Below are 24,416 nucleotides of genomic sequence, written 5' to 3'. Positions count from 1 at the left end.
CGCCGCCTAGCGCGGCTCGGGTGCCGGCAACACCGGCGTGACCTTGTACCCGCGTGCCGCCAGCAGCGCGGGAATCCCTTTGGGTCCGATCATGTGCAGCGCCCCCACGGCGCCAAACACGCGCTGGCCGCTGTTGTGCACGCGCGCGATGTTTTCGGCCATGGCGCGGTTGCGGTTCGTCACCAGACGCCGGAAGGCGCGTTTGTCCGACGCCGTCTTCAGGCAATCGCACCACTGCGGGTAGTGCTCGAGCGTGCTGATATCGCTGTCGGCCCACGCATTGGCGAGCGTGAGCGTCTGCGTGCGCGCCTCGCCGGATTCAATCGCGTCGAGCACGGTATCGAACTGCTGCGCAACCTCGTTCTTCGGCACGATCTCGTTGAGCACGCGCACCTGCTGCGCCAGCGTTTCGAGCGGCACGATCGGCAGGTGCACGCTTTTGGCGTAGGTGGTGAGAAACAGGTCGATGCCGAAATCCGGATAGAGCCCGTCCGTGCGCACCCCCAGCACCGCCAGCGAGGCCAGCTGCATGGTCGGCTGGAACTTGCGGATCTGTATGAGGGCCGTGTCGGGCAGGCACGCCGCGGAGAGCAGTTTGTTGAAGCGTTCGCCGCGACGGCCGGTCAGGAGCCGGCGGTCTTCTGCGCTGTTGTGCGCGGTCAGCGGCTTGCGGTCGGCGTCCTTGTCGAGCAGGTCGAGTTCGAGCGCGATGCTGTCGACCTGCTGAAGCGCGCTGCGCACGGTGGGGCCGGGCAGCATCCAGTCGGCCCGCGCCACGTGGATCGTGCCGTAGAGCCACGAGGTGTGACCGTTCTTTTCGATGCGCCAGAGCAGGCCGTGGTCGGTCGCGCGTTGCGCGGCGGCGACCCAGCCGTCCTTCGGGATGAAGCTGGAGGCGGGGGGCGGACAGTTCGGTGCCGCGGCCTGTGCCTGTGCGGGCGTTGCGTCTTGCGCGACAGCGGCGCCCGCGCCCGTCAGCAGAAAAAACGCGGCCGCGAGCGCGCGCCACGTGGTGTGATTGCGTGCCATTTGGCTGCTCCCCGAATATTGTTGTGTCGTCTGTCCAGTGTAGCTGGCACAAGCCATTGCGTGCCGCGGGATGATCGCCCCAGACGCGCTATTTGCTCAGCTTCGGCGGCACGGCATGCGCGCCACGCGTCTCGCGAAACCACAGCGCCAGGCTTTCGTCTTCCAGCGCGTAGGCGCCGCGGGATTCCTTCCAGATCAGGTTCTTGTCGCGCAGCGCGTCCAGCGCGGCCTGCACCGTGGCGGTAGAAAACTCACTGTGACCGAGCTTGGCCGCGTACGCTTTCATCGAGTCTTCCGAAAACGGCGAATAGCCTTGCCCGCGCTCGATCAGCACCGCCAGCACGGCGCGCTGGATTTCCGTCAGCGCGCTGTAATCGCTTTCGATCTCGCCCCAGATGCGGTCCCGAAAACCCTGCGCGCCCCGCTTGAGCAGCTCTCCCAGGCTGGCGGCTTCGCCCAGCTCCAGGGCGATCTCGCTGACGATGCCCTTGAGCATCTCCGGCCGGTGCCCGACGAGTTGGAAGGCGGCAAACATGTCGTCTTCCTTGAACTGGTTGTTCGGCGCAGGTGCTGGTTGACCCACGCCGTGTACGCCGACACATACGGCCGCCCCAGCAGCGGGAAGTTGGTCACGCGCGAGCCGAAAAACGGCTGCGTCCGATTGAGCAGCAGGTTGGCGAGCTTGTCGCGGTTCGACCCCGTAAAGACGAGGAAGAGGCGCGGTTCTTCCACCCCCTGGTTCATCTGGTCGCGCGCGGCCTTGAGCGCGAACATGGCATTGGTGCCGGCCTCGGTGGACAACGCGTGCTGCGCCTCGTCGATGATCAGCACGACGGGCCGCTGCACCGCCTTGTACAGCACATCCAGCGCGTCGGCCAGGGTGATGCCCGGCGGCAGCCCGATCTTGCCGAGGTTGAACGTGAACGTACGCAACACGTCGACCTTCTCCATGCCGGCCTGCTTGGCGAGCTTCGCGATCGGGCCGTCGAACTGGGCCAGCTTCGATTTGATGGCGTCGGCGATCAGCAGGCCGGGGTCGCGGGCGCGGTCGGCCCATAAATCGACGTAGATGGCGATCCACTTGCGGCGCTCGACCTCCGGCACCAGGTCTTCGCGCAGGAACGTGCTTTTGCCCGTGCGCCGGGGCGCCGCGAGGAAGAGCCCGGAGCGCGCGTCGGCCAGCCCCTTGCCTTCCAGGCTGTCGCACAGCGTATTGGCCAGGTCCTGGCGGTGGAAGTTGAAGCGGCTGGTATCGCCGGAATCGAGTCGGGAATCCATGGAAAGCCCTGTTTTAGACCTGATTATGGAAATCGGTATAAATTATAGTTGATCCAATAATTAAGGCTAATTCCCATCGAATTGCCAGTCGTTCTTCGGCGATCTTCCCTTGCGCGGCACTGTGCCGCAGGCAATTCGGGGAACTGTGTGCAGCGCTATACTCCACACATTCTGACGTTGTCCATCCATGCTCCATCGCCGTTGGCTCTTCCTCGTCTGGCTTGCGATCGTACTGAACGTACTGTCGCCGGTGCTCGCTTCCGCTCGTGCGGCGGCCACGGGCACGCTGGCCGTCGAGCTGTGCAGCGCAACGGCACCGCATGGCAGCACTGTGCAGGTCGCCATCGATGTGCCTGGCGATGGCTCTGCCGACGATTCGGCCGCCCACCACAGCGTGGCGCACTGTCTGTATTGCCCGGGGTTTGCCGCCGGGTTGGCGCTCGCCTCGTTGCCGGCGCTGGATGTTCCTTCCGCCCATTTTGTCTATCGCGTGCGGCAGCCGGCCACCCCGGCGCCCGTGTACGCGCGCAGTGCGCTGCGCGTGGCCGAGTCGCGCGCGCCTCCTGTGTCTCCGTCGTTGTCGATCTGACGCGCCCGCGGACGTAATGCCGTGGCGCCTTTGCGTTCGGCCCTCGTTGGGGCCAGCGCCATCGCAATCCGGAGACCTTTCCGATGTCATTCCACAAGCGCGCCGGGGCCGCCGCCCCTAAGCGCACGCTGGTGTGCCGTGCAGCGCTCGCGCTGAGCGCGGCGGCACCGCTGTCCGCTTTTGCTGCCGAGGACGCGGCATCTGCGCCCGTGCCCGTCATGCAGGAACTTGCGCCCACCGTGGTACGGGCCAACGCCAACCCTGCGCCATTCGCGCGCAATACGCCAGCCGTCGTGCAAAGCGTCACAGCCGATCAACTGGCCGACCGCAACGTCGTCACCACCGAAGACGCCGTCAAATACCAGCCCAACGTGATGGTGCGCCGCCGCTTCATTGGCGACCGCAACTCCATCTTTGCCGGCCGCGACTTCAACGAGATTCAAAGTGCACGCGGCCTGCTGTATGCCGACGGCATCCTGCTTTCGAACCTGCTGGGCTCCAGCTACAGCTTCCCGCCGCGCTGGTCGATGGTCGGGCCGGATGACCTGGCGCGCGTCGATATTTTGTATGGGCCGTTCTCGGCGCTGCTGCCCGGCAACTCGATGGGCACGACCATCGCGATGACATTGCGCCGCCCCGAAAAATTCGAGGCCGCCGCGCAGACGCAGGTGATGAGCCAGCATTACAACGATGCTTACGGCTTTTCGCGCAACGTCACCGGAAACCACGAAAGCGCATCGCTGGGCGACCGCATCGGCAAGTTCTGGTATGCGCTGTCGGTCGACCGGCTGGAGAACGACAGCCAGCCGATGCAATACGCCACGCCCAACTCGAGGTTCACCGCGGGCGGCACGCCGGTGCCGGTCACGGGTGCGCGGCAGGATCTTGGTCCCAACGGCCAGCCCCGCGTGATTCTCGGGCCGCAGATGCTCGAGCGCACGCAGCAGCTGCAGGAGACGTTGCGACTCGGCTACGTGTTCAGCGACAGCCTGGAAGCATCGCTCACGCTGGGCCATTGGGAAAACCATTTCAACGACCAGGCGCTCAGCTTCCTGCGCGATGCGGCCGGCAACACCGTCACGGGCGGCAATGTGCTGATCAACGGCACGCCGTACACGATCGCCCCGAACACCTTCGCCCCGCAAAACGGCGACCAGGAAAACTGGCTCTACGGCCTGGGTGTGAAGGGCAAGATCGGTGGCTGGAAGATCGACACCAACGCGTCGGCCTACAACGTTTCGCGCGACATCCTTCGCGCGTCGAACACGGCGGCCGGCAATGGGCCCGGCACGGTGTTCTACGGCGACGGCACCGGCTGGTCCAACTTCGACATCAAGGCGACGTCGCCCACGGTGTCCGGCCATACCTTCACGACCGGTTACCACTACGACCAATACCACCTGCGCAACCAGACCTTCAACGCGACGAACTGGTCGACGGAAACGCTCTCCACGCTCAAATCCAGCTACCAGGGCGACACGCAAACGCAGGCCGTCTTCCTGCAGGATGCCTGGGCGTTTGCGCCGCGCTGGCTCGCCACGCTGGGCCTGCGCTACGAAAGCTGGCGCGCCTACAACGGCCAGCTGGGCAACGGCACGAGTACGTTGGGCTACGCCAGCCGCACCGAAGACGCGTTTTCGCCCAAGGCGGCCATTCAGTGGCAGGCCACGCAAGACACGCTGCTGCGCCTGTCGTACGGCCGCGCCGTGCGCTTTCCGACGGTGGCGGAGCTGTTCCAGGGCACGATCAGCGGCAACACGATCGTCAACAACGATCCGAATCTCAAGCCTGAACGCGCCAATGATTTCGACTTCACCGTCGAGCAGGCCGTGCCGTACGGCGTGCTGCGTACCAGCCTGTTCCAGAGCGACGTGCGCGACAGCATCTACACGCAGACCAACATCACCGTCACGCCCAACGTGACGAACGTGCAGAACGTCGGTCGCGTGCGCACGCGCGGCATTGAACTGGCGTACTCCGGGCAGGACGTCTTGCAGGGCGCAGGCCTGCGTGGCGTGGACGTCGAGGCCAACGTCGCCTTCACGCAGTCGAAGACGCTGGCCGATGCCGCCAACCCGACCTACGTCGACAAGACCTGGCCGCGCATGCCGCGCGTGCGCGCCAATCTCTTTGCGAGTTGGCATGCCACGCCGGACTGGACGGTCGGCGCGGGCATGCGTTACTCCGGCCGCCAATACGGCACGCTCGACAACACCGATGTGCTGCCGAACGTCTACGGCGGCACCAGCAGCTTCTTCACCGTGGACCTCAAGGCCAGCTACCGTATCGACAAGCACATCACGCTGGCGCTGGGCGTCGATAACCTGACCGACCGGCGGTATTTCGTGTACCACCCGTATCCGTCGCGCACCTTCTATGGACAACTGAAATGGCGTCTGTAATGCAGTCGATTCCTCGATTCCTTGCCGGTGCGCTGCTGGCCTTGGCGGCCACGGTGGCGCCAGCGCATGAAGGCCACGACCACGGCGCCATGGCAGCCAAGCCGGCCGCCAAACCGCAGCTCGCCACGACGGCCGCGTTCGACAAGGCAGGGCGCCTGTGGGTGACGTGGGCGGAAGGGCAGCACGTGGTGGTCGCGTCGTCCGACGATCTGGGCAAGACGCTGTCCGTGCCGCAGCGCGTGAACCCGCAACCGGAACCGATCTATACCGACGGCGAGAACCGCCCGAAAGTCATCGCCAGCCCGGACGGTGCGCTGTATGTGAGCTGGTCGCGCCCGCTCGATGCGCCGTATACGGGTTTCGTGCGTTTCTCGCGCTCGCTCGACGGCGGCAAGACGTGGAGCGCGCCGGTCACTGTCCACCACGATCGCCAGCCGATCACGCACCGCTTCGATTCGATTGCGGTCGACAGCGCCGGCCGCATCTTCGTTACGTGGATCGACAAGCGCGATCTGCTGCGCGCGCAGGCAGCCAAACAGCCGTACGACGGCGCGGCGGTGTACTACACCGTTTCGACCGACCGCGGCGCCACCTTTGCGCCCGAGCGCAAGATCATCGACCAGACCTGCGAATGCTGCCGCATTGCGCTCGCGCCCGATGCCGACGGCCACATGCTCGCCCTGTGGCGCAACGTGTTTGCCGGGCAGATTCGCGATCACGCGTTGGCAACATTACCGATTGATAATGCGCCGCTTGCCGTCACGCGCGCGACGTTCTCGGACTGGCGCGTTGATGCGTGTCCGCACCATGGCCCCGCGTTGGCCGTCACGGCCGATGGCGTGCGGCACATGGCGTGGTTCTCCGTGCAGCAGGACAAGCCCGGCCTGTTCTACAGCCGGCTCTCGGCCGGCGGCAAACCGATCGGCGAGGCTTGGGGTTTTGCCGGTTCGCCACAAGCCGGCGCGCAGGCATCGCACCCCGCATTGCTCGCCGCGGACGGCGCGCTGTGGCTGGTCTGGAAACAGTTTGCCGACGACCGCATGCAGATCCTGCTGCGCAAGTCCACGGACGGCGGCGCGCACTGGACAGCGCCCGCCAGCGTGACAAGCACCAATGGCGGCAGCGACCACCCGCAACTGCTCGCACGCGATGGCCATGTCTATCTGTCGTGGCGCACGCAGGCCGAGGGCTATCGGCTGATGGATATCGGCAATGTCAGTCCGTCCAATCCATCAACGGAGGCATCGAAATGAAGGGACGATGGAAATCGTTTGCGATGGGCGTGGCGCTGGCCGCCGCCGCTTTTACAGCGCAGGCCGCCGGCACGCTGCAATTCCAGCCGCTGCATGCGCGCGATGTGCCGGCACTGCTGCAGACACCACAGGCGCGCCCGCTCATCGTCGAAATCTGGTCACTGGAATGCAGCTACTGCCGCGAGAACATCGCCCGTATCGCGCAATGGCGGCGCACGGCCAAGAAGAACGTCGATGTGGTGATGGTCTCGATGGACGGCCCCGACCAGGCCGAGATGCTGAACCGCGCGCTGGCGCCGCTGGCCCGCGACAGCAAGATCGACATTGCCCGCGTGCCGCAATACGCCAATGCCGAAGATATGCCGGAACGCCTGCGCGCCGCGCTCGACCCTGGCTGGCAGGGCGAGATGCCGCGCACGATCATCCTGCGTCCGGACGGCAAGCGCCACGCATCGAGCGGCTTGCTGACGCCCGAAGTATTGGAAGCAGCGCTCAGGGATTAATCAGAAAACGACACGGACCCCCCTCGTTGTTGGGGTATGGCGGGGGGCGCGCACTTTTTATAATGGCCTCGCTTTGTGAATTCCGGCGCATTGCTCGTTCACAAAGCACACCCGACCATCTTTCGTCGTCAAAGGCTGAAGATGTTAAGCCCGCCCGCCCCCCGGCCCGCGGGCTTTTTCTTTGTCCGGCCGGCTACCGGATCTGTGCTGCGGCGGGGGCGGATGATAGCGCGCGCTCAGCGCGCTGTCGCCTGCGAAGAAGAGGGGTATGCCGTGGAACGTGGCTCTGCGTCATTGGATGGGGCTCCCAGGCCCACCGATAGGGCGGCCAGCAAGACCGCGACACCACGCGCGATGTAGAACACCGCTTGCGCGCCCGCCATTTCCGGCTCGGCAGAGGCGGTTTCGGCAATGTGGGCGTGCCAGGCACTGCGCGCTGCCCGGTGGGCCAGAGGATCGCGATGGGCGCGTGGCACGGCCGTGCGACGCGTCGAATGAGGCTGCATGTGCGACATGGCGGTTCTCCTCATGCCCAAACGTGCGACCAAGCGCGCCAGAACAGCAGCGCCGTCATCGAAAAGCCGAAGGTGGAAATCAACGCCCGCACAACGGATACCGGCAAGCGCTTGCCGACATGCGCGCCGAGATAACCGCCCAGCGCGGCGGCCACCAGCATGACCAGCGTCTGAGGCCACCACACCATCCTCGCCAGCGCAAAACAGGCCACCGCCACAAGGTTGGTCGCGCCCACCAGCAGCGTGCGTGAGGCGTTCAATGCTTTGATGTCGTCGTGGCCGAACAGTGCCCAGACCGCCATCATCATGATTCCCACCGCGCCGCCAAAGTAGCCGCCATAGATGGCGAGCGCGCCTTGCGCGACCAGCAGCGTTGTCCGCCCGATCTGCACGCGCCGGCGCAACCACGCACCGGCCTGCTTGCCGAAGGTGAACGCCAGCGAGCCGACCAGCAGCAGCCACGGCACGATGAAATCGAACGCACGAGACGACGTGTTCATCAGCAGCAGCGCGCCGAGCAGCCCGCCCACCAGGCTGATCGCGACCATGGCGCGCATCGAGACCTGCCCGAAGCCGCGATAGTCCGCGCGATACGCCCAGGCCGACGTGGCCGCGCCGGGCAGGAGCGCGACCGTGCTCGACGCATTGGCAAATACGGACGGCACACCCGCGAACATGAGCGCGGGCAGGGTGACAAACGAGCCGCCGCCGGCCAGCGCGTTCATCATGCCGGCGAGCAGGCCCGCGCCAAAAAGCAGCAGCGTGGCGGATTCCATTGGGGGCGATGTCTGGGATGTTTTGTTTTTAGGTGCCTCAGTCTCGGGCACTGGCGGCCCCTCCACAATGTGCGATACATTGACCGAGCCTCAGCGCAGGACTGAGGCTCACGCCAATTTTGAGACGCATTGTGCGCTTCGACCTCACAGACCTTCGACTCTTTCTCCACACCGCCGAGGCGGGCAGCATCACTGCAGGCGCCGAGCGTGCACACCTGACATTGGCGTCGGCCAGCGCCCGCATCCGCGGCATGGAAGACACGCTGGGCGTGCCGCTGCTCACGCGCAATCGTCGCGGCGTGGAAACCACCGCGGCCGGCCGAACCCTGGTCCACCACGCCCGCGTCGTCCTGCAACAGATGGACCGCATGCGCGGTGAGCTGGGGGAATACGCGCGTGGCCTCAAAGGCTACGTGCGGCTGCTTTCCAACACGGCCGCCATGACCGAGTTTTTGCCGGAAACGCTCAGCGCTTTTCTGGCCGCCCATCCGGAAGTCGACGTCGATCTGGAAGAGCTGGTCAGCCACGAGATTGTCGAAGCGATTGCGCAGGGGCGCGCCGACATCGGTATCGTCAACGACGCGGTCGACTTGTCGGGGCTGGAGACCTTTCCGTTCCGCCACGACCGCCTCGTGCTGGTGACCGCGCGCGACCACCCGCTGGCCGAGCGCCGCGAGCTGGCCTTCGTTGAAACCTTGCAGGAAGATTTTGTCGGCCTGACGGGCGACAACGCATTGCAGGCCTATCTGGCGGGGCACGCCGCCCGCGCAGGTCATCGGCTCAAATACCGCGTGCGGTTGCGCAGCTTCGACGCCGTCTGCCGCATGGTGGAACGGAACGTGGGCGTGGGGGTGATTCCCGAGCATGCGGCGATCCGGCTGCAGCGCTCCATGGGCATCCGCCGGGTGCGCCTGACCGACGCCTGGGCGACGCGCCTTCTGCGGATCTGCGTGCGCCATTTCGACGACTTGCCCGTCTTCGCACGGCAGTTGATCGAGCATTTGCGCGAGGCCTGAGCGGGGTGCGCGTCCGTCATTTGGCGGAGAGATGCTGTTTGAACTCGCGCGGCTGAAAACGCGTCGGTACACTGCAAGCAGTTGCGGTTTGCCCAGCTACAAACGTGCGGCGCCGCACCAACCCTCCGCTCATGGAGCACATCATGGCGTCTGCCGGTGTTCCCCCAGGTGTTCCGCCGATCGGCCTGCTGCACGCGGCGCGTGCGCTGCGCATCTATCGGCGCCACGAGATCAATGCGCTGGCGTGGATCGCGCTGGGCGTGTGCCTGCGTAGCCCGGCGCCCATGGTGGCCATCAGCGTGGCGCTGCTGATCGTGTGCGCGTGGTCGCTCACGCGGCACATCCAATATATGAAGCCGCTGTATGAGTTGCCGGTGTTCAGCCGATTGCTCGCACACAGCGGCATGGCATTCGCGGCCATCAACGCGGCGCTGCTGGCGGTGGAACTCGCCACGGGTGCCGGACGCGGCGCATGGTTCGACGCGGACGGCTGGCTTGCCCCCGCGTGGCCGCAGATTTTGCCGGACATGGCCGGCACGATCGAGCTGATGCTCGTCAGCGCGCAATGGATCGTCGTGCTGGGCGTGGTGATGGCAGCGACGGCCTGGGCGTGGCTGAGCCTGGGCGGTGGCCGTTCGTTGCGCTTTCCGCCGCGCTCGCAATGAGCGCATGGCTCGGGACAATCCGGGCTGGTCTGGCGAAGGAATTCCTCCTATAAGTGGCGATGTCGGTTGCAGGTGCGTTTCTGTAGCGCCCGGACTGTAGCGCCCGGACGAGGCGTGCTGTTGGAGCGTGCATCACACGCTCCGAACCTCAGGAGACAGGCATGACATCGCTGGATGCCTTCCTGCGGTGCCGCGACTTTCTGCTCGCGCACCGTGAGGATTACGACACCGCCGTGCGCGATTTTGCGTGGCCCACGTTGGACCGCTTCAATTGGGCGCTCGATTATTTCGACACCATGGCGCGCGGCAACGACGCGATCGCCCTCTGGGTCGTCGACGATCAGGGCAACGAGACGCGGCTGTCGTTCGCGCAGATGGCCGAGCGCTCGGCGCGCGTCGCCAACCATTTGCGGGCACTGGGTGTGCAGCGTGGTGACCGCATCCTGCTCATGCTCGGCAACGTGCCGGGGCTTTGGGATGTGATGCTCGCCAGCATCAAGATCGGCGCGGTCATCATCCCGGCCACGACGCTGCTCACCGCCGAAGACCTGCGCGAACGCATCGCCATGGGCGAGGTGAGCCACGTGGTGGTGGGTGCGGCGGATTGCGCCAAGCTCGACGCCGTGTCGGGCACCTTCACGCGCATCGCGGTCGGTACGGACAAGGCGCCCGCCGGCTGGCACCGCTTTGAAGACGCCTACGATGCCTCCGCCGAATTCACGCCGGATGCGCCCACGCAGGCCAGCGATCCGTTGCTGCTGTATTTCACGTCCGGCACCACGTCCAAACCCAAACTCGTGATGCATACGCATGCGAGCTATCCGGTCGGGCATCTATCCACGCTGTACTGGATCGGCCTGCGCCCCGGTGATGTGCACTGGAATATCAGCTCGCCCGGCTGGGCCAAGCACGCGTGGAGCTGCTTCTTCGCGCCGTGGAATGCCGGCGCCACCGTCTTCATCTACAACTACGCGCGTTTTGAACCCAAGGCGGCGCTCGACGTCCTCTGCCGCGCCAAGGTGACGACACTGTGCGCACCGCCCACGGTATGGCGCATGTTGATCCAGGAAGATCTGGCCGCGTGGAAGCCGGCGCTGCGCGAACTCGTGGGCGCAGGCGAGCCGCTCAACCCGGAGGTGATCGAACGGGTGCGCGCCGCGTGGGGCATCACCATCCGCGACGGCTATGGCCAGACCGAAACCACCTGCCAGATCGGCAACAGCCCGGGGCAGCCTGTCAAGGCGGGCTCGATGGGGCGGCCGCTGCCGGGCTACCGCATCACGCTGCGCGACCCTGACGGCCACGAGGCGGAAGAGGGAGAGATCTGCATCGAATTGAATGCACGGCCGACCGGCCTGATGGAAGGCTACGCCGGCAACGCCGACAAAACCGCCGAAGCGATGCGCGGCGGCGTGTATCACACCTCCGACATTGCGGCGCGCGATGGCAGCGGCTACCTGACGTACGTCGGTCGCGCCGACGACGTATTCAAGGCATCGGATTACCGAGTCAGCCCGTTCGAGCTGGAGAGCGTGCTGATCGAGCACCCGGCCATCGCCGAAGCCGCCGTTGTGCCGAGCCCCGACCCGCTGCGCCTGGCCGTGCCGAAAGCTTTCCTGGTGCTACGCGCGGGGCACGAAGCCGGGCCGGAACTGGCGCGCGACATCCTCCGCTTTTGCCGCAGCCGATTGGCTTCCTACAAGCGCGTGCGCCGGATCGAATTTGCCGATCTGCCCAAAACCATCTCGGGCAAGATCCGGCGCGTCGAACTGCGCATGCGAGAAGCCGCGCGCAGCGAGAACACCGCTGGCGTACGCAACCTGCTGGAATATTGGGAAGAGGATTTCCCGACCGATTGATGCGTGCGTCGGGCTTTGGCACCCACGGAACGTGCGGCCCCCCGACCGCACGTTCCGCTGCGCCAGCGCTGACTGATATCAGCGCGACGAGCGCGGGACCAGGCGCAATTGACGCGCGCGATCCAGATCGTAGGCCGGCACGCCGCCGTGCGGCAGCGAGGCACGTGAGGCGGCCAGGTCGCGGCCGCGCACGATGACCGGGGCGAGCGAGCCTGCGCGGATCAGGTCCGATGCAGCCAGTTCGATCCAGTCGCGGTAATTGCGATAGACCTCTTCGGCCGTGATCTTCTGATGTGCGCAATCGCAGAGCGACAGCGCTTCGGACGTGACGAAACAGCTCACGACCTTGCCGTCGACGATGGCTTGGAAGAACAGGTCGCCTACGGACCTGAAGGTCTTGCCGGTGAATGAAATGTTCATGATGCTCCCCCCATTGATCAGACGCGCCGATTGAGCGGCGTGCCCCACATGCCGCTTTCGCGGCGCAGTGATCACATGCAGGAGCGTGGTTGCCGAATGGAGGGATGACGATGCTCCAGATGTTGAATCCATCCGGATGCGTTTGACCCAGTGAAGCGGGTCGGACTATCCCTCGGTGCCGTTATACGGTCTGTCAATTCGGTAGTTGACTGCGGGTTCGCTCTCGCGCTGCGACCTTCCCCGTACAAAATTCCGTTATGTCTTTTTTTGGTTACCACAACCGGTGCAGCAGTCCGACACCTACGGTAATCGAGACGGCCAGCAGCCACAGCAAGACGGTGGAAGTGCGCGTCGCCGGAAGCCGCGTTTGAAAAAGGCGCCGACGCGTAGGAATCACCTGCCAATTAGCAGGGTGGCGTTCCCACCCCAGGCGAGCAGTCAAGCTCGCTGTTCCCCGTTTGATTGTTCCCATGGCCGCTCCCGAAAGCTCGCCGCTGCCGCGTATTTAGTTTTATTTAAATCTACTATTCTTCGGTTGCATTCTAGGACACGCTATGCAGACCGCTAGCGCCCCTTGGCATGATTCTTATCGTCCATTTGGCTCATAAACGGGAGGTTTAGGACATATTGGGGGTGCGAATATGAAGTGATATTCATCACTTTCCAAGACGATTAATCGATACGCAAACGCTTACGTTTGAAACGCATGTCGTGGCACCCTCGCAACCTGCCTGCAAGGTGCGGCCGATACAGTCATGCGCGTTCGGGGGCGACGTGTTGCAAGACTGCACGGCAAGAGGCGCCCGAGCGTAAAACAGCGAAATGCCACGCGTGCTGCGGTACAGTGCCGCCGGGTTGGCAATGCATCAGAGAAAGAGCAGGACATCGACATGACGCAAGCAAGACGCGCCCGGAAGAACAGGGCGTTCGCGGGGTTCGGGCAAGGGCGGCGTGCCGCTTTGGCGGTATGGGCGGCGTTGGTGGCAACGGCCGCCGCGCAGGCCGCCCCACCGAGTCTGGCTACACGCCGTGCCGCTGTGGAATCCACCTTGGCGCATGCCGCCAGTTGTCAGCGTCTGGGCGACTACTACTGGGAAATCGGCGATGCCCACGGCGAGCTGATGCATGGGCAACAGGGCCAACGCATCGGCGCAAACAAGACGGTCCGGTTGGCGTCGGCATCCAAATGGGTCTTTGGCGCCTACGTGATCGAACGGGCGCGCGGCAAGCCCACACCGGCAGAAATCGACGCACTCACCATGCGCTCCGGCTACGACGGGCTCAATCCGCTGCTGTGCAATCGCAATGACACCGTGCAAAGCTGCTTCGAGCGCGGTCGCAACGCCACCTTCACGCCGGGGCACGTCGGGCGTTTCAGCTACAACGGCGGCCATGACCAGAAGCTGCTGATCGATCTTGGCCTGGGCCGCGCCGATGCCGAGGCGCTCAACAACGATCTCGACCGCCAACTCGCCAACGCGCCGGGTCTGCGCGACGCTGGCCAGCCGCTCGGCATCCGCTATCTCGCCCCCGAACCCGCCGGCGGAATGATCGCCACGCCGGCGGCTTACGGCCAGTTCCTGCGCCGCCTCATCCGGGGCGAATACAAGCTCGGCAAGATGCTCGGCCAGCATGCCGTTTGCACCGAGCCCGGGACATGCCCCACGGCCGTCAGCACGCCGGCCGCATTGCCGTGGCATTACGCGCTCAACTACTGGATCGAGGATCAGCCCGGCGGCGATGGCGCGTTCAGTTCGGCCGGCGCCTTTGGCTTCTATCCGTGGATCACGGCTGACAAGCAGCACTACGGCATGCTCGTACGCGAGACGCTGGGCCCCCGCGCCTATGTGCGCAGCGCGGCATGCGGCGCACTGATCCGCCGTGCCTTTGCCGAAGGCAAGCCGCAGCATTCCGCAGAAGGGGCCGGCGGCGCGGATTTCGCCGACTGACGAGCCCTGTAAATCAAGCGGGCAAGCCATCGCCTAACGTGGTTGGAGGTGGCGCCGCTCCCTGTCGGCACGCTGGGCACCCTCGGCACGCCGGTTGCGACGCACGGGCCACCTACCTACGTGGAGATGGCCCATGGTCCGGCACCCCCTGCGCGGCAGCGAGCGCACCATTCCTGAAGACGCACGCATCCTCGGCGATGCGCACCCTGCGGAGCAGATCCACGCGCTCGTGCAATTGCGCCGCCCGAATGAGGCGGATCTGGATACGCGCCTGTCCGGATTTGCCCACGCGCATGCTGCCGGGACGCCGCCGCCCACACCGCTGACCCGCGAAGAATGGGCCGCCCAGTTTGGCGCAACCACGGACGACATCGACGCCGTCCGCGCCTTTGCCCGCGAACACGGACTGCAGGTGGCTGAGGTGAATGTGGCCGCCGCCACCGTCACGCTCGAAGGCTCCGTCGAACAGTTCTGCAAGGCCTTCGATACGCATCTGCATCGGGTCGCGCATGGCGATTGCGAATACCGCGGGCGTTCCGGCCCGCTGCGGTTGCCGGAGTCTTTGCAGGACGTGGTCGTTGCCGTGTTGGGGCTCGACTCACGCCCGCAGACGGAGCCGCATTTCCGCTTCGTGCCGCTGCCCACCGGGTCGACCGAGCCCGGAGGCATCCGGCCCGCGCGTGCAGCACCTACGGCGTCGTACACGCCGGTGCAGCTCGCGCAGCTCTATGGTTTTCCGGAGGGCGACGGCGCGGGCCAGTGCATTGCGTTGATCGAACTCGGCGGCGGCTATCGGGAAGACGATCTGCGGGCGTACTTCCAGGAGCTGGGCGTGCCGATGCCGACGGTGACAGCCGTGCCCGTCGGGCAAGGCGCCAATCGGCCAACGGGCGACCCGAGCGGTCCCGATGGCGAAGTCATGCTCGATCTTGAGGTGGCAGGCGCTGCGGCACCGGGCGCCACGCTGGCCGTGTACTTCACCGTCAATACCGATGCCGGTTTCGTGCAGGCCATCAATGCTGCCATCCATGACACCAAGCTGCGGCCATCGGTGGTGTCAATCAGTTGGGGCGCACCCGAAAGCGCCTGGACGCCGCAAGCCATGCAAGCCGTGAACGCCGCGCTGCAGAGTGCCGCGACGATGGGCGTGACGGTGTGTGTGGCCTCGGGCGACAGCGGCTCCAGCGACGGCCAGCCCGATCGCGCGGACCACGTCGACTTTCCTGCCTCCAGCCCGTACGCGCTCGCATGCGGCGGCACCAGCGTGCGCGCCAACGGAAACCGCATCGCCGAGGAAACGGTGTGGAACGACGGCGCGCAGGGCGGTGCGGGCGGCGGCGGGGTGAGCGCCGTCTTTGCGCTGCCCAGCTGGCAGCAAGGCTTGGCGGCCCAGCAGACGCGGGGCGCGAGTGTGCCACTGGCGCGGCGCGGCGTGCCCGATGTATCGGCCGATGCCGACCCGCTGACGGGCTACGTCGTCCGCGTGGATGGCGAGACCGGCGTCGTGGGCGGCACCAGCGCTGCGGCGCCGCTGTGGGCTGCGCTCATCGCGCGCATCAACGCCATCAAGCGCCGCCCGGCGGGGTATCTGCACGCGCGGCTGTATCAAAACCCCGGCGCGTTCAACGACATCAAGCAGGGCAACAACGGCACCTTTGCCGCCGCGCCCGGTTGGGACGCCTGCACCGGCCTGGGCAGCCCCAAGGGCGACGCGATCGCGAACCTTTTCTAGCAGCGAGGCACGCATGACCACCACCGACCAGCCGTTCTTCGACCCCACCGCCTACGGCAACGGCCCCGACGACAGCGTGACCGACACCAGCGAGGGCATGGCGATCACGCACCACACCGTGCGCATCGGCGGACGCGACATTGCCTACACCGCGCACGCCGGCCACCTCGTCACGGTCGACCCGAGCAGTTCGCAGCCGGTGGCCAAGATGTTCCATGTGGCCTTTGTGGCCGATGCTCCGGAAGGCGGCGCGCAGGCGCGGCCCGTAACGTTTTTCTATAACGGCGGGCCGGGGTCTTCGGCGGTGTTTGTGCTGCTCGGGTCGTTTGCGCCGCGCCGCATCGTGACGGCGATGCCGTCCTTCACGCCGCCCGCGCCGTATCGCATGGAAGACAATCCCGACAGCCTGCTCGATCGCTCCGACCTTGTCTTCATCAACCCGGTCGGCACCGGCTATTCGACGGCCATCGCGCCCAAGCGCAACCTCGATTTCTGGGGCGTGGACCAGGACGCGCGCAGCATCGCGCAGTTCATCAAGCGCTGGCTGACGGCCAATGATCGATGGAATTCGCCCAAGTTTCTGTTTGGCGAGTCTTACGGCACGGCGCGTTCCTGCGTGCTGTCGTATGTGCTGCACGAAGACGGGGTCGACCTGAACGGCATCACGCTGCAGTCGTCCATCCTCGACTACACGCAGGCGGGCAACCCCGTGGGGCTCTTGCCGACGTGCGCGGCGGACGCGTGGTTTCACAAGCGAGCAACTGCGCCCAAAGGCGGCTCGCTGCCCGCAGACGTGGGCGACTTTGCCGAAGCCGCCGCCGTCTTTGCGAGCACCGATTACGAAAAAGCGCTCGCTAAACCCACGCATGCCGATCCGGCGGTGCTCAAAACGTTGTCTGCCTATACCGGCATCGATGCGGCAACGCTGCAGGGCTGGCGGCTGGATGTGGCCGCGTATGACGGGGCGGGCACGTCGCTGTTCCTGACCACGCTGCTCGCCGACAAGGGCTTGTCGCTTGGAGCGTACGACGGCCGCGTCACGGGCATCCACACCGGCATTGCAGCGAGTGTCGATCCGAACTCCGGCGGCAACGATCCGACCATGACGGCGGTGTCCGGCGTCTACACGGCCATGTGGAATACCTACCTGAACGACGACCTGAAATTCACCTCCAACTCCGCCTTCACGGATCTGAACGACCAAGCCTTCCGTCATTGGGACTTCCGCCATACCGACCCGACCGGCGCGCAGAAGGGGCTCGATGCCAACGGCAACGTCGCGCTTTACACCGCCGGCGACCTCGCCGCGACGATGAGCCTGAACGTGGATCTGAAGGTGTTTTCCGCCAACGGCTATTACGACTTCGTCACGCCGTTCTACCAGACCATGCTGGACCTGAAGGCGATGCCGTTGCTGGATGCGGGCGTGCGCAAGAACCTCTCGGCGGGGTTCTATCCGTCGGGGCACATGGTGTACCTGGACGCCGGCTCGCGCACGGCATTGAAGGCCGACCTGGCGCGCTTATACGACGCCGCCACGACCGACCACCAGGCCGTCGCGCGCATCCGCATGCTGCAAGCGCGCAAGGCCTGAGCCCGGTTTGCGGATCAATACCCGCGGTAATACGGGTGGTAGTAATGCGGGCGGTCGTAATAGCCGCCTGCCGGCACCACCACGCACGCACTCAGCGCAGACGTGGCGGCAGCGGCAAGGATGAGCAGGGCAAGGGTGCGTTTCATGATGAGGCTCCGTGGTGATCGTTGGACTTGGCCTCACTGTATGGAAACGCTTCGCAACCGCGCTTTACCGTTTGTAAGTAAAACTGTGGCGCCCAGGCCGGTAAATGGCGGCCCGTCTCGGGCTGACATTGCTCCTGCCAGGGCGGCCGTAATTTGCCGTTACCTTTGCGATCAGACTGTGGAGCGGCCCGGGCCTGTTCAGCGACTGTCAGCACAGCGCCACAATGTTCCACGAACTTATCGCCACACTATTGACAGATCGTCGAGATAGGCGGGAAATACAACAAACGGCAAACGTTGGGCTTCAAGTTTGAACGCTCAGCGCCGATAGCCGTTCATATAGATGTCGGGGCGTCTCGGTCGAGCCGGGACAGCAAAGCCCCGCGGGGACCATGCGATGCGCACCGCCCAACCGTGCGCGTCGGCAACACACATCGGGGGGACGCATCATGGCCAACATTCTGGAATCCACCATCGCCTGGGCTGCACCGTGCCTGATCGCCACCGCGATCGTCGTGCCGGTCATGTGGGGCAAGCTGCGCACGCGCCGTGTGCTCGAAGCGATGCACGAAGCGCGCGAACACCGCGAAGAGTGATCAGCCGATCGGCCCGCTGCGCCGATCCCATCTGCTTCTCGCACTGATTGAAAACGAAAACGGGCGCCGCACTGCTGTGGGCGCCCGTTTGGCATTCTGCGAGGCAAAGTGCGGCGCGTTCCGTTGCGCCGCAACCGTGTTCGCTCAGGCTGCCACGGCCTGGCTGACAACGTCGCGCATGGCGGCGTGAGCGGCTTCGAGGGCCTGTGCGCGGGCGTCCGGGCCCATCGCCAGGCGTTCGGCGCGCACGAATTGCACATCTGTGATGCCGAAGAAGCCGAACACGGTCTTGAGATACGCCTCCTGGAAATCCATGGCGGCGGCCGGGCCGGCGGAGTACATGCCGCCGCGCGTCGATGCAACGATCACCTTCTTGCCACCGGCCAGGCCAACCGGGCCGTTTTCGGTGTACTTGAACGTACGGCCGGCTTGCGCCACGCGGTCGATCCAGGCCTTGAGCTGGCTCGGCACCGAGAAGTTGTACATCGGCGCGCCGACCACGATCACGTCGCTGGCGAGCAGTTCATTCACGAGCGCTTCGGAGCGGGCATGCTCGGCGCGGGTTGCGTCGTCAAAATCGGCGGCGCCCGTGGCGCGGAAGCCGGCGGCAATGGCGCCGTCCAGGTGAGGAATGGCTTCGACCGACAGGTCGCGGTGGACGACGGTGGCGCTGGGGTTTTCGCGACGTAGTTCGTCAACAATGGCGGCGCTCAGGAGGCGCGAAGCCGAGGCGTCACCGAGGATGCTCGAATCGATGTGAAGGACTTGCATGGTGTCTCTCCAAGAAAAAGGTGGGTTGCTGCAAAGATAGTGCGATGCAGCGAGTTCCAGTAGTGGGTTGAATCGACACACATCGTTCTATGGGTGAGACAATGCGCCGGTGCTTTGGAGAACGGCCATGGAAGACCTGAACGACCTCGTCCTGTTTGCCAGCGTGGTGACACACGGCAGTTTTTCCGGCGCGCCCGGGCGCTCGGGATTCCCAAATCGCGCGTGAGCCGGCGTGTGGCCGATCTGGAAACGCGCCTGGGGGTGCGGCTGCTGCAGCGATCAACGCGGGCGGTGCATGTCACGGACGTGGGCTCGGCGTTCTTCACGCATTGCGAATCGATGACGCATGCCGCGCGTGCCGCCTTCGAAGTGGCCGAGCACGCTAGCGAAAAGCCTTCGGGCCGGCTGCGCGTAAGTTGCCCGGTGGGCGTGGCGCATGTGTTCATCGCGCCGGTGCTGTCCAAATTCCTGCGCGCGCAGCCCGATGTGAGGCTGGAGCTGGACGTGACGAACCGCCGTGTCGACGTGATCGGCGACGGCTACGACGTGGCGCTGCGCGTGCGCTCGACCCTGGACGATTCCAACCTCGTCGTGCGCAGCTTTGGCGTGAGCGACCAGGTGCTGGTGGCCAGCCCGTCGTTTGTCGCCGAGCATGGCCCGTTCGAGACACCCGAATCGATGCGCGGCGTGATGGGCGTGGGCGTGGGCGTCGACGGCGCGGCCGGAGAGCGGACGCGCTGGCGCCTGACCGCGCCTGAAGGCGGCGCGATCGATATCGAATACACCCCCGCGCTGGTGACGGACGACCTCTACCTGATGGGGCAGACGGCACTGGCTGGCATTGGCGTTGCACAACTTCCGTTCAACCTGTGCGCGGAGCCGGTGCGCGATGGCCGGCTCGTCGTGCTGCTGCCGGAATACCGCTTGCCGGTGCACCAGTTTCACGCGGTGTTTCCGTCACGCCGCGGGCTGGTGCCGGCCGTGCGCGCGTTCATCGAATTCCTGGCTGAGGAGCTACCGGGCATGACGGCAAACGTCAGCCGGTGCTACGAGGACATCGTCCGCCAACCCGATCGTTGACTCTGCAACGAATGCGAATCGGCAGTATCATCAACGGCTTCGCTCCTCCCATCGGCGCGCGTGCTCCGAGCGGCATTCGCGCACATTCCCATGTCCTCCCGCCCCAGCATTGAACCGCCCAAGCCAGACACGCCCACTGCGCCCATCGCGTCGGCACCCAGCCCGCTGGACGCGCTACCGGTGGCCGACATTCCCGTGATGGCGGTGATGGGCGGGCTGATGCTCGCCATTTTGCTGGGCGCGCTGGAGCAGACCATCGTTGCGGTGGCGCTGCCCGTGATCGCCGGCGAATTCAACGGCTTTGCGCTGATGGCGTGGCTGGTGTCGGCGTATCTGGTGGCGTCTACCGTCGTCACGCCCATCTACGGCAAGTTGAGCGACCTCTACGGCCGCCGCGCCATGCTGACGACGGCCATCGTGCTGTTTGTGCTGGCATCGGTGGCGTGTGCGCTGGCGACCAGCATGCCGATGCTGCTGTTTGCGCGCGTGCTGCAGGGCCTGGGCGGCGGGGGTCTGATCTCGGTGTCGCAGGCGACGATCGCCGATGTGGTGCCGCTGCGCGAGCGCGGCCGCTACCAGGGCTACGTGAGCGGCATGTGGGCCATGGCTAGCCTCGCCGGGCCGGTGATCGGCGGCTATCTCACCCATTACCTGTCGTGGCGCTGGATCTTCTGGATCAACCTGCCGTTGGGCATCGTCGCGCTGCTCGTCGTGCGCCGCACGCTGCGACATCTGCCGGTGGCGCATCAGCGTCGCCCGATCGACGTGCCGGGCGTGGTCCTGTTTGCCGCGGGCCTGACCGCGTTGTTGTTGATGATTACCCGCGTGGGGCAGGGCACGCCGCTCACGCAGCCCGACAACCTCGGCCTGCTGGCGGGCGCGGTGGTGTTGCTGGGCGCGTTCGTCTGGCAGGAAAACCGCGCCGTCGAACCCATCATTCCGCTGTCGATGTTCCGGGTGCGCACGGTCACGATCTGCTGCCTGGCGCTGTTCCTGTGCTTCTTCCAGTTGATCGCCACGTCGGTGCTGATGCCGCTGCGTTTCCAGATGGTGGCCGGTGCCAGCCCCGACGCCGCGGCGCTGCGCCTCGTGCCGCTGACGCTGTCGATTCCGCTTGGTGCCTTCATCGCCGGCAAGTGGATGACGCACAGCGGCCGCTATAAGCCGCTGATGGTGGGCGGCGCATGCGTGGTGCCGTTTGCTGTGGCATCGCTGGGTTTGCTGGACCCGCACAGCGTGTTGGCGCTGACCTTGGCGATGATCGTGCTGGGCCTGGCGATTGGCGTGCAATTCCCGACCGGCCTGGTCGCCACGCAAAACGCGGTGCCGCCGCAGACGGTGGGCCTGGCCACGGCGCTGACGGCGTTCTCGCGCCTGCTCGGTGGCGCTGTGGGTGTAGCGGTGCTGACGTCCGTGCTGATTGCGCTGCTGCGTCAGGCTGCGCCCGAAGCACAGGTGGCCGCCGGCGGCGACGTGCTGATGGACCTTTTCCACGCGGCACTTGCCAGCAGCGGTGCCGACGCCCAGGCGTTGCAACGCGCAGGCGAGAGCGCGTTCCGGCATCTGTTCTTCTTTGCCGCTGCGGTGTCGGTGATTTCGCCGCTGCTGATCGTGCGGCTGGAAGAGAAGGCGCTGCGCGGCAAGGTGTCGCTTGCCGAAGCCATCGAGTAAAAGCAGGGCGCGCTAGCTGGCGGCAGGCGCCAGCGCCCGCCTTCGAGCGCGGCGCGCCACGCTGCCGTCATGCAACGCCCAGCGCAGCGTCGGCGCCACGGTGCGCATGGCCGCCGATGCAAAGGCCGCCTGCAGCGGCGGCCGCTTGAGATCGAGCGTCTGTATTGCCCACGGCGGCAGCAACTGGATGCCCGCATCCAGGAAGAGGCGTACCGCCGGGCGCAACCCCGGGCGCGGCGCCTGCCACGTCATCAAGACTTCCACCACCGTGCGCGTGCGATCGCTGGCCACCAGCTCGGCACGCATCGCATTCAGATAGGTCTGGACCGCCGCCCGCGATTTCGGCACGTCGCGCGCGCCGAGCATCTCGGCCACCAGCGCGGTCTCTTCAAAGTAACGATCCTGCTGCGCGCCGCTCAGGCTGCCATCCACGTAGCGCAGATAGCCCGCCAGGAAGCTCGACATCTCGGCCACGTGCACCCAGGTGAGCAGGTCGGGGTCGTTGGCGGAATACGGCCGGCCATCGGGCGCGATGCCCTGCACGCGGTCGTGGATGGTCTTCACCCGCTCGATGAGCGCCAGCGCATCTTGCCGGCTGCCATACGTGGTGCCGGCCACGAACTGCGCGGTGCGGCCCAGGCGCCCCTGCAGGTCTTCACGAAAGTTGGAGTGATCCCACACGCCGGCCAGCGCTCGTGGGTGCAGCGCCTGCAACAACAATGCGCTGATGCCGCCGGCCATCATCGCCGGGAAATCGGCGTGCACTTTCCAGCAGACCGCGTCGGGGCCGAACAGACCCGGGTCGCCGGGCGGCGAGGCAATATCGAGGGTGAGGCTGCCGGTGGCGCGCGTCAGGCCGCGGACCTGATTGGCGATGCGTTCGCGAATGGCGTCGAGTGGCGAGGGCATGGTGCCGAAGGTGCCGGGAAGCACGAGGCGAAGAAGCACTCATTTTACCGAGCCGCATCGGCGCATGCCTTGGCAGCCGTGATGACAGAACGCCGCATGGACGATGTGCCGGCGCAGGACCATTTGTTGCGACGGCATGTGCATCCGCGCCTCCTAGAATGAAGAACGATTCCACAAGAACGCCACGCCTATGACCCCCCCATCGACATTCCGCCTGGTCAGGTTTGCTTGCCCTGAGTGCTTTGATGGCAGGCCTGTGCCTCAGCGTCCCCGCGCGTGCGGCGGACAACGCGCAAGCGCTGCGCGACAAATACCAGACCGTGGCGCCGCAGTTGGCTGACAACGCGTTCCACCGCCCGCTGGTCCTGGAATCCACCGAAGCGCCCGAACGGCTCAAGAGCGACATCTATAGCGTGCTCGACTACCCGTTCGCCACCGTCAGGAGCGCATTGGGCGACCCCGAGCGCGGCGCTGCCAACTGGTGCGACGTGCTGATCCTGCATCTGAACATCAAGTACTGCCATGCCACGCAGGGCACCGAGAGCAGCGTGTTGAACGTGAATTTGGGCCGCAAGGTGGAGGACTCGCTTTCCAGCAGCTACCGCCTCGAGTTCGGCTACCACCCTGTCGTCAGCAATGCGGATTACTTCCGCGTGGAACTCAGCGCGGCTTCCGGCCCGCTCAGCACCCGGGACTACCACATCATGCTGGAGGCCATTCCCGCCCCTGGCGCCGGCAACCACACTTTCCTGCACCTGACCTACGCGTACGGCTATGGAACGGCCGGTCGACTGGCGATGCGCACGTACCTCGCCACCGTGGGCAGCGGCAAGGTCGGTTTTACCAAGACGGCGGAATCCTCATCGGGCGGGGAGCCCGAATATGTGGGCGGCGTGCGGGGCCTGCTCGAGCGCAACACGATGCGCTACTACCTCGCGATCGACGCCTATCTGAAGTCGCTGTCTGCGCCGCCGGACAAGCGCGTGCAGCAGCGGCTGAACACGTGGTTCAACGCCACCGAGCAGTACCCGCGCCAGCTGCATGAAGTGGAACGGCAGGATTACCTGCAGATGAAGCACCACGAAATCGAGCGCCAGCAGACGGCGCAGTAGCGCTTCAGGCCGGGCGGTAGACCTTGGCAAAGCGCTGCGCCTGCACGACGCCGTAGTCGCCGGGGGCGTATTGGAGCACCCAGTCGCCGGCCTGGCCGTGCAGCACGTCGCCGGCCTCGGAGCGCGCCATCGAGAACGCTTCACGCATCTGCTTGGCCAGCACCACGCTCGGTCGGTTGCGGTAGGCGCCAGCCTGACCATGCGCGAGCGATGCATCGGCGGGAGCGTATTTCGCATCGAAGCGCTCGCGCGAGACCACCCAGCGGTCTCCGGTCGAGCCGGTGATCAGCGCATCGCCGGGGGCGTAGCGGTTCGGGCCTTCCAGGCTCATCAGCTCGCCGGCTTCGGCGGCAAAGTCGACGTGGACAGTCTCGTCCTTGACGAAGGGGCGGGCGGCGGGATCCGTGCGGAGGTCGACGTGTTGCAGGGCGGGCATGAGGTGACGCAAGAGGCGATGAAGGCCCGGTCGGGCGAAAGGCCGTAAGCGTAGCGCAAATGGCGCCGGTGGGCCCCGCGTTTCGGCTGCGGCGAGCGTCTCGCGGTGTAGGACC

The 24,416-nt window shown here is 65.8% G+C and carries 21 protein-coding genes and 2 pseudogenes; 14 read left to right on the top strand and 9 right to left on the bottom strand.

What is annotated here, in order from left to right:
• Positions 1-6: 6 nt before the first annotated feature.
• Positions 7-1,029 carry a TraB/GumN family protein gene (locus FUT88_RS21820; RefSeq protein WP_147218318.1) on the bottom strand — a complete coding sequence of 341 codons (1,023 nt, stop codon included), beginning with the start codon at positions 1,027-1,029 and terminating at the stop codon, positions 7-9.
• A gap of 88 nt (positions 1,030-1,117) precedes the next feature.
• Positions 1,118-2,307 (bottom strand): annotated as a pseudogene (locus FUT88_RS21815) (hypothetical protein).
• Between the two features lie 187 nt (positions 2,308-2,494).
• Here FUT88_RS21815 and FUT88_RS21810 point away from each other — a divergent pair.
• The 4 genes from FUT88_RS21810 to FUT88_RS21795 all read left to right on the top strand — a co-directional run bounded on the left by FUT88_RS21810 (position 2,495) and on the right by FUT88_RS21795 (position 7,054).
• On the top strand, positions 2,495-2,896 hold the full coding sequence (locus FUT88_RS21810) for a DUF2946 domain-containing protein (RefSeq protein ID WP_147218316.1): 402 nt from the start codon (positions 2,495-2,497) through the stop codon (positions 2,894-2,896).
• Positions 2,897-2,979: 83 nt separating this feature from the next.
• Positions 2,980-5,298: a TonB-dependent receptor gene (locus tag FUT88_RS21805; protein WP_147218314.1), complete on the top strand. Its 2,319-nt coding sequence runs from the start codon at positions 2,980-2,982 to the stop codon at positions 5,296-5,298.
• The gene (locus FUT88_RS21800) at positions 5,298-6,551 is read left to right on the top strand and encodes a sialidase family protein (RefSeq protein WP_147218337.1); all 1,254 of its coding nucleotides are present in this window, start codon (positions 5,298-5,300) and stop codon (positions 6,549-6,551) included. Before FUT88_RS21805 ends, FUT88_RS21800 begins: the two co-directional genes overlap by 1 nt.
• Positions 6,548-7,054 carry a redoxin domain-containing protein gene (locus tag FUT88_RS21795; RefSeq protein ID WP_147218312.1) on the top strand — a complete coding sequence of 169 codons (507 nt, stop codon included), beginning with the start codon at positions 6,548-6,550 and terminating at the stop codon, positions 7,052-7,054. Before FUT88_RS21800 ends, FUT88_RS21795 begins: the two co-directional genes overlap by 4 nt.
• Positions 7,055-7,290: 236 nt before the next feature.
• Here FUT88_RS21795 and FUT88_RS21790 read toward each other — a convergent pair whose 3' ends face one another.
• Both FUT88_RS21790 and FUT88_RS21785 read right to left on the bottom strand, forming a co-directional pair.
• Positions 7,291-7,569, bottom strand: a complete 279-nt coding sequence (locus FUT88_RS21790; protein ID WP_147218310.1) for a hypothetical protein — start codon at positions 7,567-7,569, stop codon at positions 7,291-7,293.
• A gap of 11 nt (positions 7,570-7,580) precedes the next feature.
• Complete coding sequence (locus tag FUT88_RS21785) at positions 7,581-8,345, bottom strand: sulfite exporter TauE/SafE family protein (protein WP_147218308.1); 765 nt, start codon at positions 8,343-8,345, stop codon at positions 7,581-7,583.
• Between the two features lie 131 nt (positions 8,346-8,476).
• On the opposite strand from FUT88_RS21785, the gene FUT88_RS21780 reads away from it, so the two are divergent.
• The 3 genes from FUT88_RS21780 (at position 8,477) to FUT88_RS21770 (ending at position 11,885) form a co-directional block, all read left to right on the top strand.
• Positions 8,477-9,361: a LysR substrate-binding domain-containing protein gene (locus FUT88_RS21780; RefSeq protein WP_147218306.1), complete on the top strand. Its 885-nt coding sequence runs from the start codon at positions 8,477-8,479 to the stop codon at positions 9,359-9,361.
• Positions 9,362-9,504: 143 nt separating this feature from the next.
• Positions 9,505-10,026, top strand: coding sequence for a hypothetical protein (locus tag FUT88_RS21775; RefSeq protein ID WP_102066175.1), 522 nt, complete (start codon positions 9,505-9,507; stop codon positions 10,024-10,026).
• 161 nt (positions 10,027-10,187) lie between these two features.
• Positions 10,188-11,885 carry an AMP-binding protein gene (locus FUT88_RS21770; RefSeq protein ID WP_147218304.1) on the top strand — a complete coding sequence of 566 codons (1,698 nt, stop codon included), beginning with the start codon at positions 10,188-10,190 and terminating at the stop codon, positions 11,883-11,885.
• A gap of 78 nt (positions 11,886-11,963) precedes the next feature.
• Here the strand turns inward: FUT88_RS21770 and FUT88_RS21765 are convergent, their stop codons facing one another.
• A complete protein-coding gene (locus tag FUT88_RS21765; RefSeq protein WP_004627574.1) occupies positions 11,964-12,305 on the bottom strand; it encodes a DUF1488 family protein in 342 nt (113 codons plus the stop codon).
• Positions 12,306-13,195: 890 nt separating this feature from the next.
• Between FUT88_RS21765 and FUT88_RS21755 the strand changes: the two genes are divergently transcribed.
• The 3 genes from FUT88_RS21755 (at position 13,196) to FUT88_RS21745 (ending at position 17,580) form a co-directional block, all read left to right on the top strand.
• The gene (locus tag FUT88_RS21755) at positions 13,196-14,254 is read left to right on the top strand and encodes a beta-lactamase family protein (protein ID WP_147218300.1); all 1,059 of its coding nucleotides are present in this window, start codon (positions 13,196-13,198) and stop codon (positions 14,252-14,254) included.
• 133 nt (positions 14,255-14,387) lie between these two features.
• On the top strand, positions 14,388-15,986 hold the full coding sequence (locus tag FUT88_RS21750) for a protease pro-enzyme activation domain-containing protein (RefSeq protein WP_261797252.1): 1,599 nt from the start codon (positions 14,388-14,390) through the stop codon (positions 15,984-15,986).
• Positions 15,910-17,580: a S10 family peptidase gene (locus tag FUT88_RS21745; protein ID WP_261797251.1), complete on the top strand. Its 1,671-nt coding sequence runs from the start codon at positions 15,910-15,912 to the stop codon at positions 17,578-17,580. Before FUT88_RS21750 ends, FUT88_RS21745 begins: the two co-directional genes overlap by 77 nt.
• Before the next feature lie 14 nt (positions 17,581-17,594).
• Here the strand turns inward: FUT88_RS21745 and FUT88_RS26910 are convergent, their stop codons facing one another.
• On the bottom strand, positions 17,595-17,726 hold the full coding sequence (locus tag FUT88_RS26910; protein ID WP_261797250.1) for a hypothetical protein: 132 nt from the start codon (positions 17,724-17,726) through the stop codon (positions 17,595-17,597).
• A 449-nt stretch (positions 17,727-18,175) separates the two neighbouring features.
• Between FUT88_RS26910 and FUT88_RS26285 the strand changes: the two genes are divergently transcribed.
• Positions 18,176-18,322: a hypothetical protein gene (locus FUT88_RS26285; protein ID WP_186829360.1), complete on the top strand. Its 147-nt coding sequence runs from the start codon at positions 18,176-18,178 to the stop codon at positions 18,320-18,322.
• A gap of 144 nt (positions 18,323-18,466) precedes the next feature.
• Here FUT88_RS26285 and FUT88_RS21740 read toward each other — a convergent pair whose 3' ends face one another.
• The gene (locus FUT88_RS21740) at positions 18,467-19,093 is read right to left on the bottom strand and encodes an FMN-dependent NADH-azoreductase (RefSeq protein ID WP_147218296.1); all 627 of its coding nucleotides are present in this window, start codon (positions 19,091-19,093) and stop codon (positions 18,467-18,469) included.
• A gap of 127 nt (positions 19,094-19,220) precedes the next feature.
• Between FUT88_RS21740 and FUT88_RS21735 the strand changes: the two are divergent.
• Positions 19,221-20,173, top strand: a pseudogene (locus FUT88_RS21735) (LysR family transcriptional regulator).
• 90 nt (positions 20,174-20,263) lie between these two features.
• Positions 20,264-21,844 (top strand): MDR family MFS transporter, encoded by a 1,581-nt coding sequence (locus FUT88_RS21730; RefSeq protein ID WP_147218294.1) that lies wholly within the window; start codon positions 20,264-20,266, stop codon positions 21,842-21,844.
• A gap of 12 nt (positions 21,845-21,856) precedes the next feature.
• On the opposite strand, the gene FUT88_RS21725 is transcribed toward FUT88_RS21730, so the two are convergent.
• A complete protein-coding gene (locus FUT88_RS21725; protein WP_147218292.1) occupies positions 21,857-22,753 on the bottom strand; it encodes an oxygenase MpaB family protein in 897 nt (298 codons plus the stop codon).
• Between the two features lie 245 nt (positions 22,754-22,998).
• Here FUT88_RS21725 and FUT88_RS21720 point away from each other — a divergent pair, with 245 nt between their 5' ends.
• A complete protein-coding gene (locus FUT88_RS21720) occupies positions 22,999-23,865 on the top strand; it encodes a hypothetical protein (RefSeq protein ID WP_147218290.1) in 867 nt (288 codons plus the stop codon).
• A 4-nt stretch (positions 23,866-23,869) separates the two neighbouring features.
• Here the strand turns inward: FUT88_RS21720 and FUT88_RS21715 are convergent, their stop codons facing one another.
• Complete coding sequence (locus FUT88_RS21715) at positions 23,870-24,301, bottom strand: PGDYG domain-containing protein (protein WP_147218288.1); 432 nt, start codon at positions 24,299-24,301, stop codon at positions 23,870-23,872.
• Between the last annotated feature and the right edge of the window lie 115 nt (positions 24,302-24,416).

Origin of the sequence: Ralstonia sp. TCR112, assembly GCF_007997035.1 — a bacterium.
Lineage (GTDB): Bacteria > Pseudomonadota > Gammaproteobacteria > Burkholderiales > Burkholderiaceae > Ralstonia > Ralstonia edaphi.
This window is presented reverse-complemented; position numbering and strand designations above follow the sequence as displayed.

Bases quoted from the DNA above. Each gene is read 5' to 3' on its own strand.
- FUT88_RS21820 (WP_147218318.1), bottom strand. From the start codon at position 1,029: ATGGCACGCAATCACACCACGTGGCGCGCGCTCGCGGCCGCGTTTTTT.
- FUT88_RS21810 (WP_147218316.1), top strand. From the start codon at position 2,495: ATGCTCCATCGCCGTTGGCTCTTCCTCGTCTGGCTTGCGATCGTACTG.
- FUT88_RS21805 (WP_147218314.1), top strand. From the start codon at position 2,980: ATGTCATTCCACAAGCGCGCCGGGGCCGCCGCCCCTAAGCGCACGCTG.
- FUT88_RS21800 (WP_147218337.1), top strand. From the start codon at position 5,298: ATGCAGTCGATTCCTCGATTCCTTGCCGGTGCGCTGCTGGCCTTGGCG.
- FUT88_RS21795 (WP_147218312.1), top strand. From the start codon at position 6,548: ATGAAGGGACGATGGAAATCGTTTGCGATGGGCGTGGCGCTGGCCGCC.
- FUT88_RS21790 (WP_147218310.1), bottom strand. From the start codon at position 7,569: ATGTCGCACATGCAGCCTCATTCGACGCGTCGCACGGCCGTGCCACGC.
- FUT88_RS21785 (WP_147218308.1), bottom strand. From the start codon at position 8,345: ATGGAATCCGCCACGCTGCTGCTTTTTGGCGCGGGCCTGCTCGCCGGC.
- FUT88_RS21775 (WP_102066175.1), top strand. From the start codon at position 9,505: ATGGCGTCTGCCGGTGTTCCCCCAGGTGTTCCGCCGATCGGCCTGCTG.
- FUT88_RS21770 (WP_147218304.1), top strand. From the start codon at position 10,188: ATGACATCGCTGGATGCCTTCCTGCGGTGCCGCGACTTTCTGCTCGCG.
- FUT88_RS21765 (WP_004627574.1), bottom strand. From the start codon at position 12,305: ATGAACATTTCATTCACCGGCAAGACCTTCAGGTCCGTAGGCGACCTG.
- FUT88_RS21755 (WP_147218300.1), top strand. From the start codon at position 13,196: ATGACGCAAGCAAGACGCGCCCGGAAGAACAGGGCGTTCGCGGGGTTC.
- FUT88_RS21750 (WP_261797252.1), top strand. From the start codon at position 14,388: ATGGTCCGGCACCCCCTGCGCGGCAGCGAGCGCACCATTCCTGAAGAC.
- FUT88_RS26910 (WP_261797250.1), bottom strand. From the start codon at position 17,726: ATGAAACGCACCCTTGCCCTGCTCATCCTTGCCGCTGCCGCCACGTCT.
- FUT88_RS26285 (WP_186829360.1), top strand. From the start codon at position 18,176: ATGGCCAACATTCTGGAATCCACCATCGCCTGGGCTGCACCGTGCCTG.
- FUT88_RS21740 (WP_147218296.1), bottom strand. From the start codon at position 19,093: ATGCAAGTCCTTCACATCGATTCGAGCATCCTCGGTGACGCCTCGGCT.
- FUT88_RS21730 (WP_147218294.1), top strand. From the start codon at position 20,264: ATGTCCTCCCGCCCCAGCATTGAACCGCCCAAGCCAGACACGCCCACT.
- FUT88_RS21725 (WP_147218292.1), bottom strand. From the start codon at position 22,753: ATGCCCTCGCCACTCGACGCCATTCGCGAACGCATCGCCAATCAGGTC.
- FUT88_RS21720 (WP_147218290.1), top strand. From the start codon at position 22,999: ATGGCAGGCCTGTGCCTCAGCGTCCCCGCGCGTGCGGCGGACAACGCG.
- FUT88_RS21715 (WP_147218288.1), bottom strand. From the start codon at position 24,301: ATGCCCGCCCTGCAACACGTCGACCTCCGCACGGATCCCGCCGCCCGC.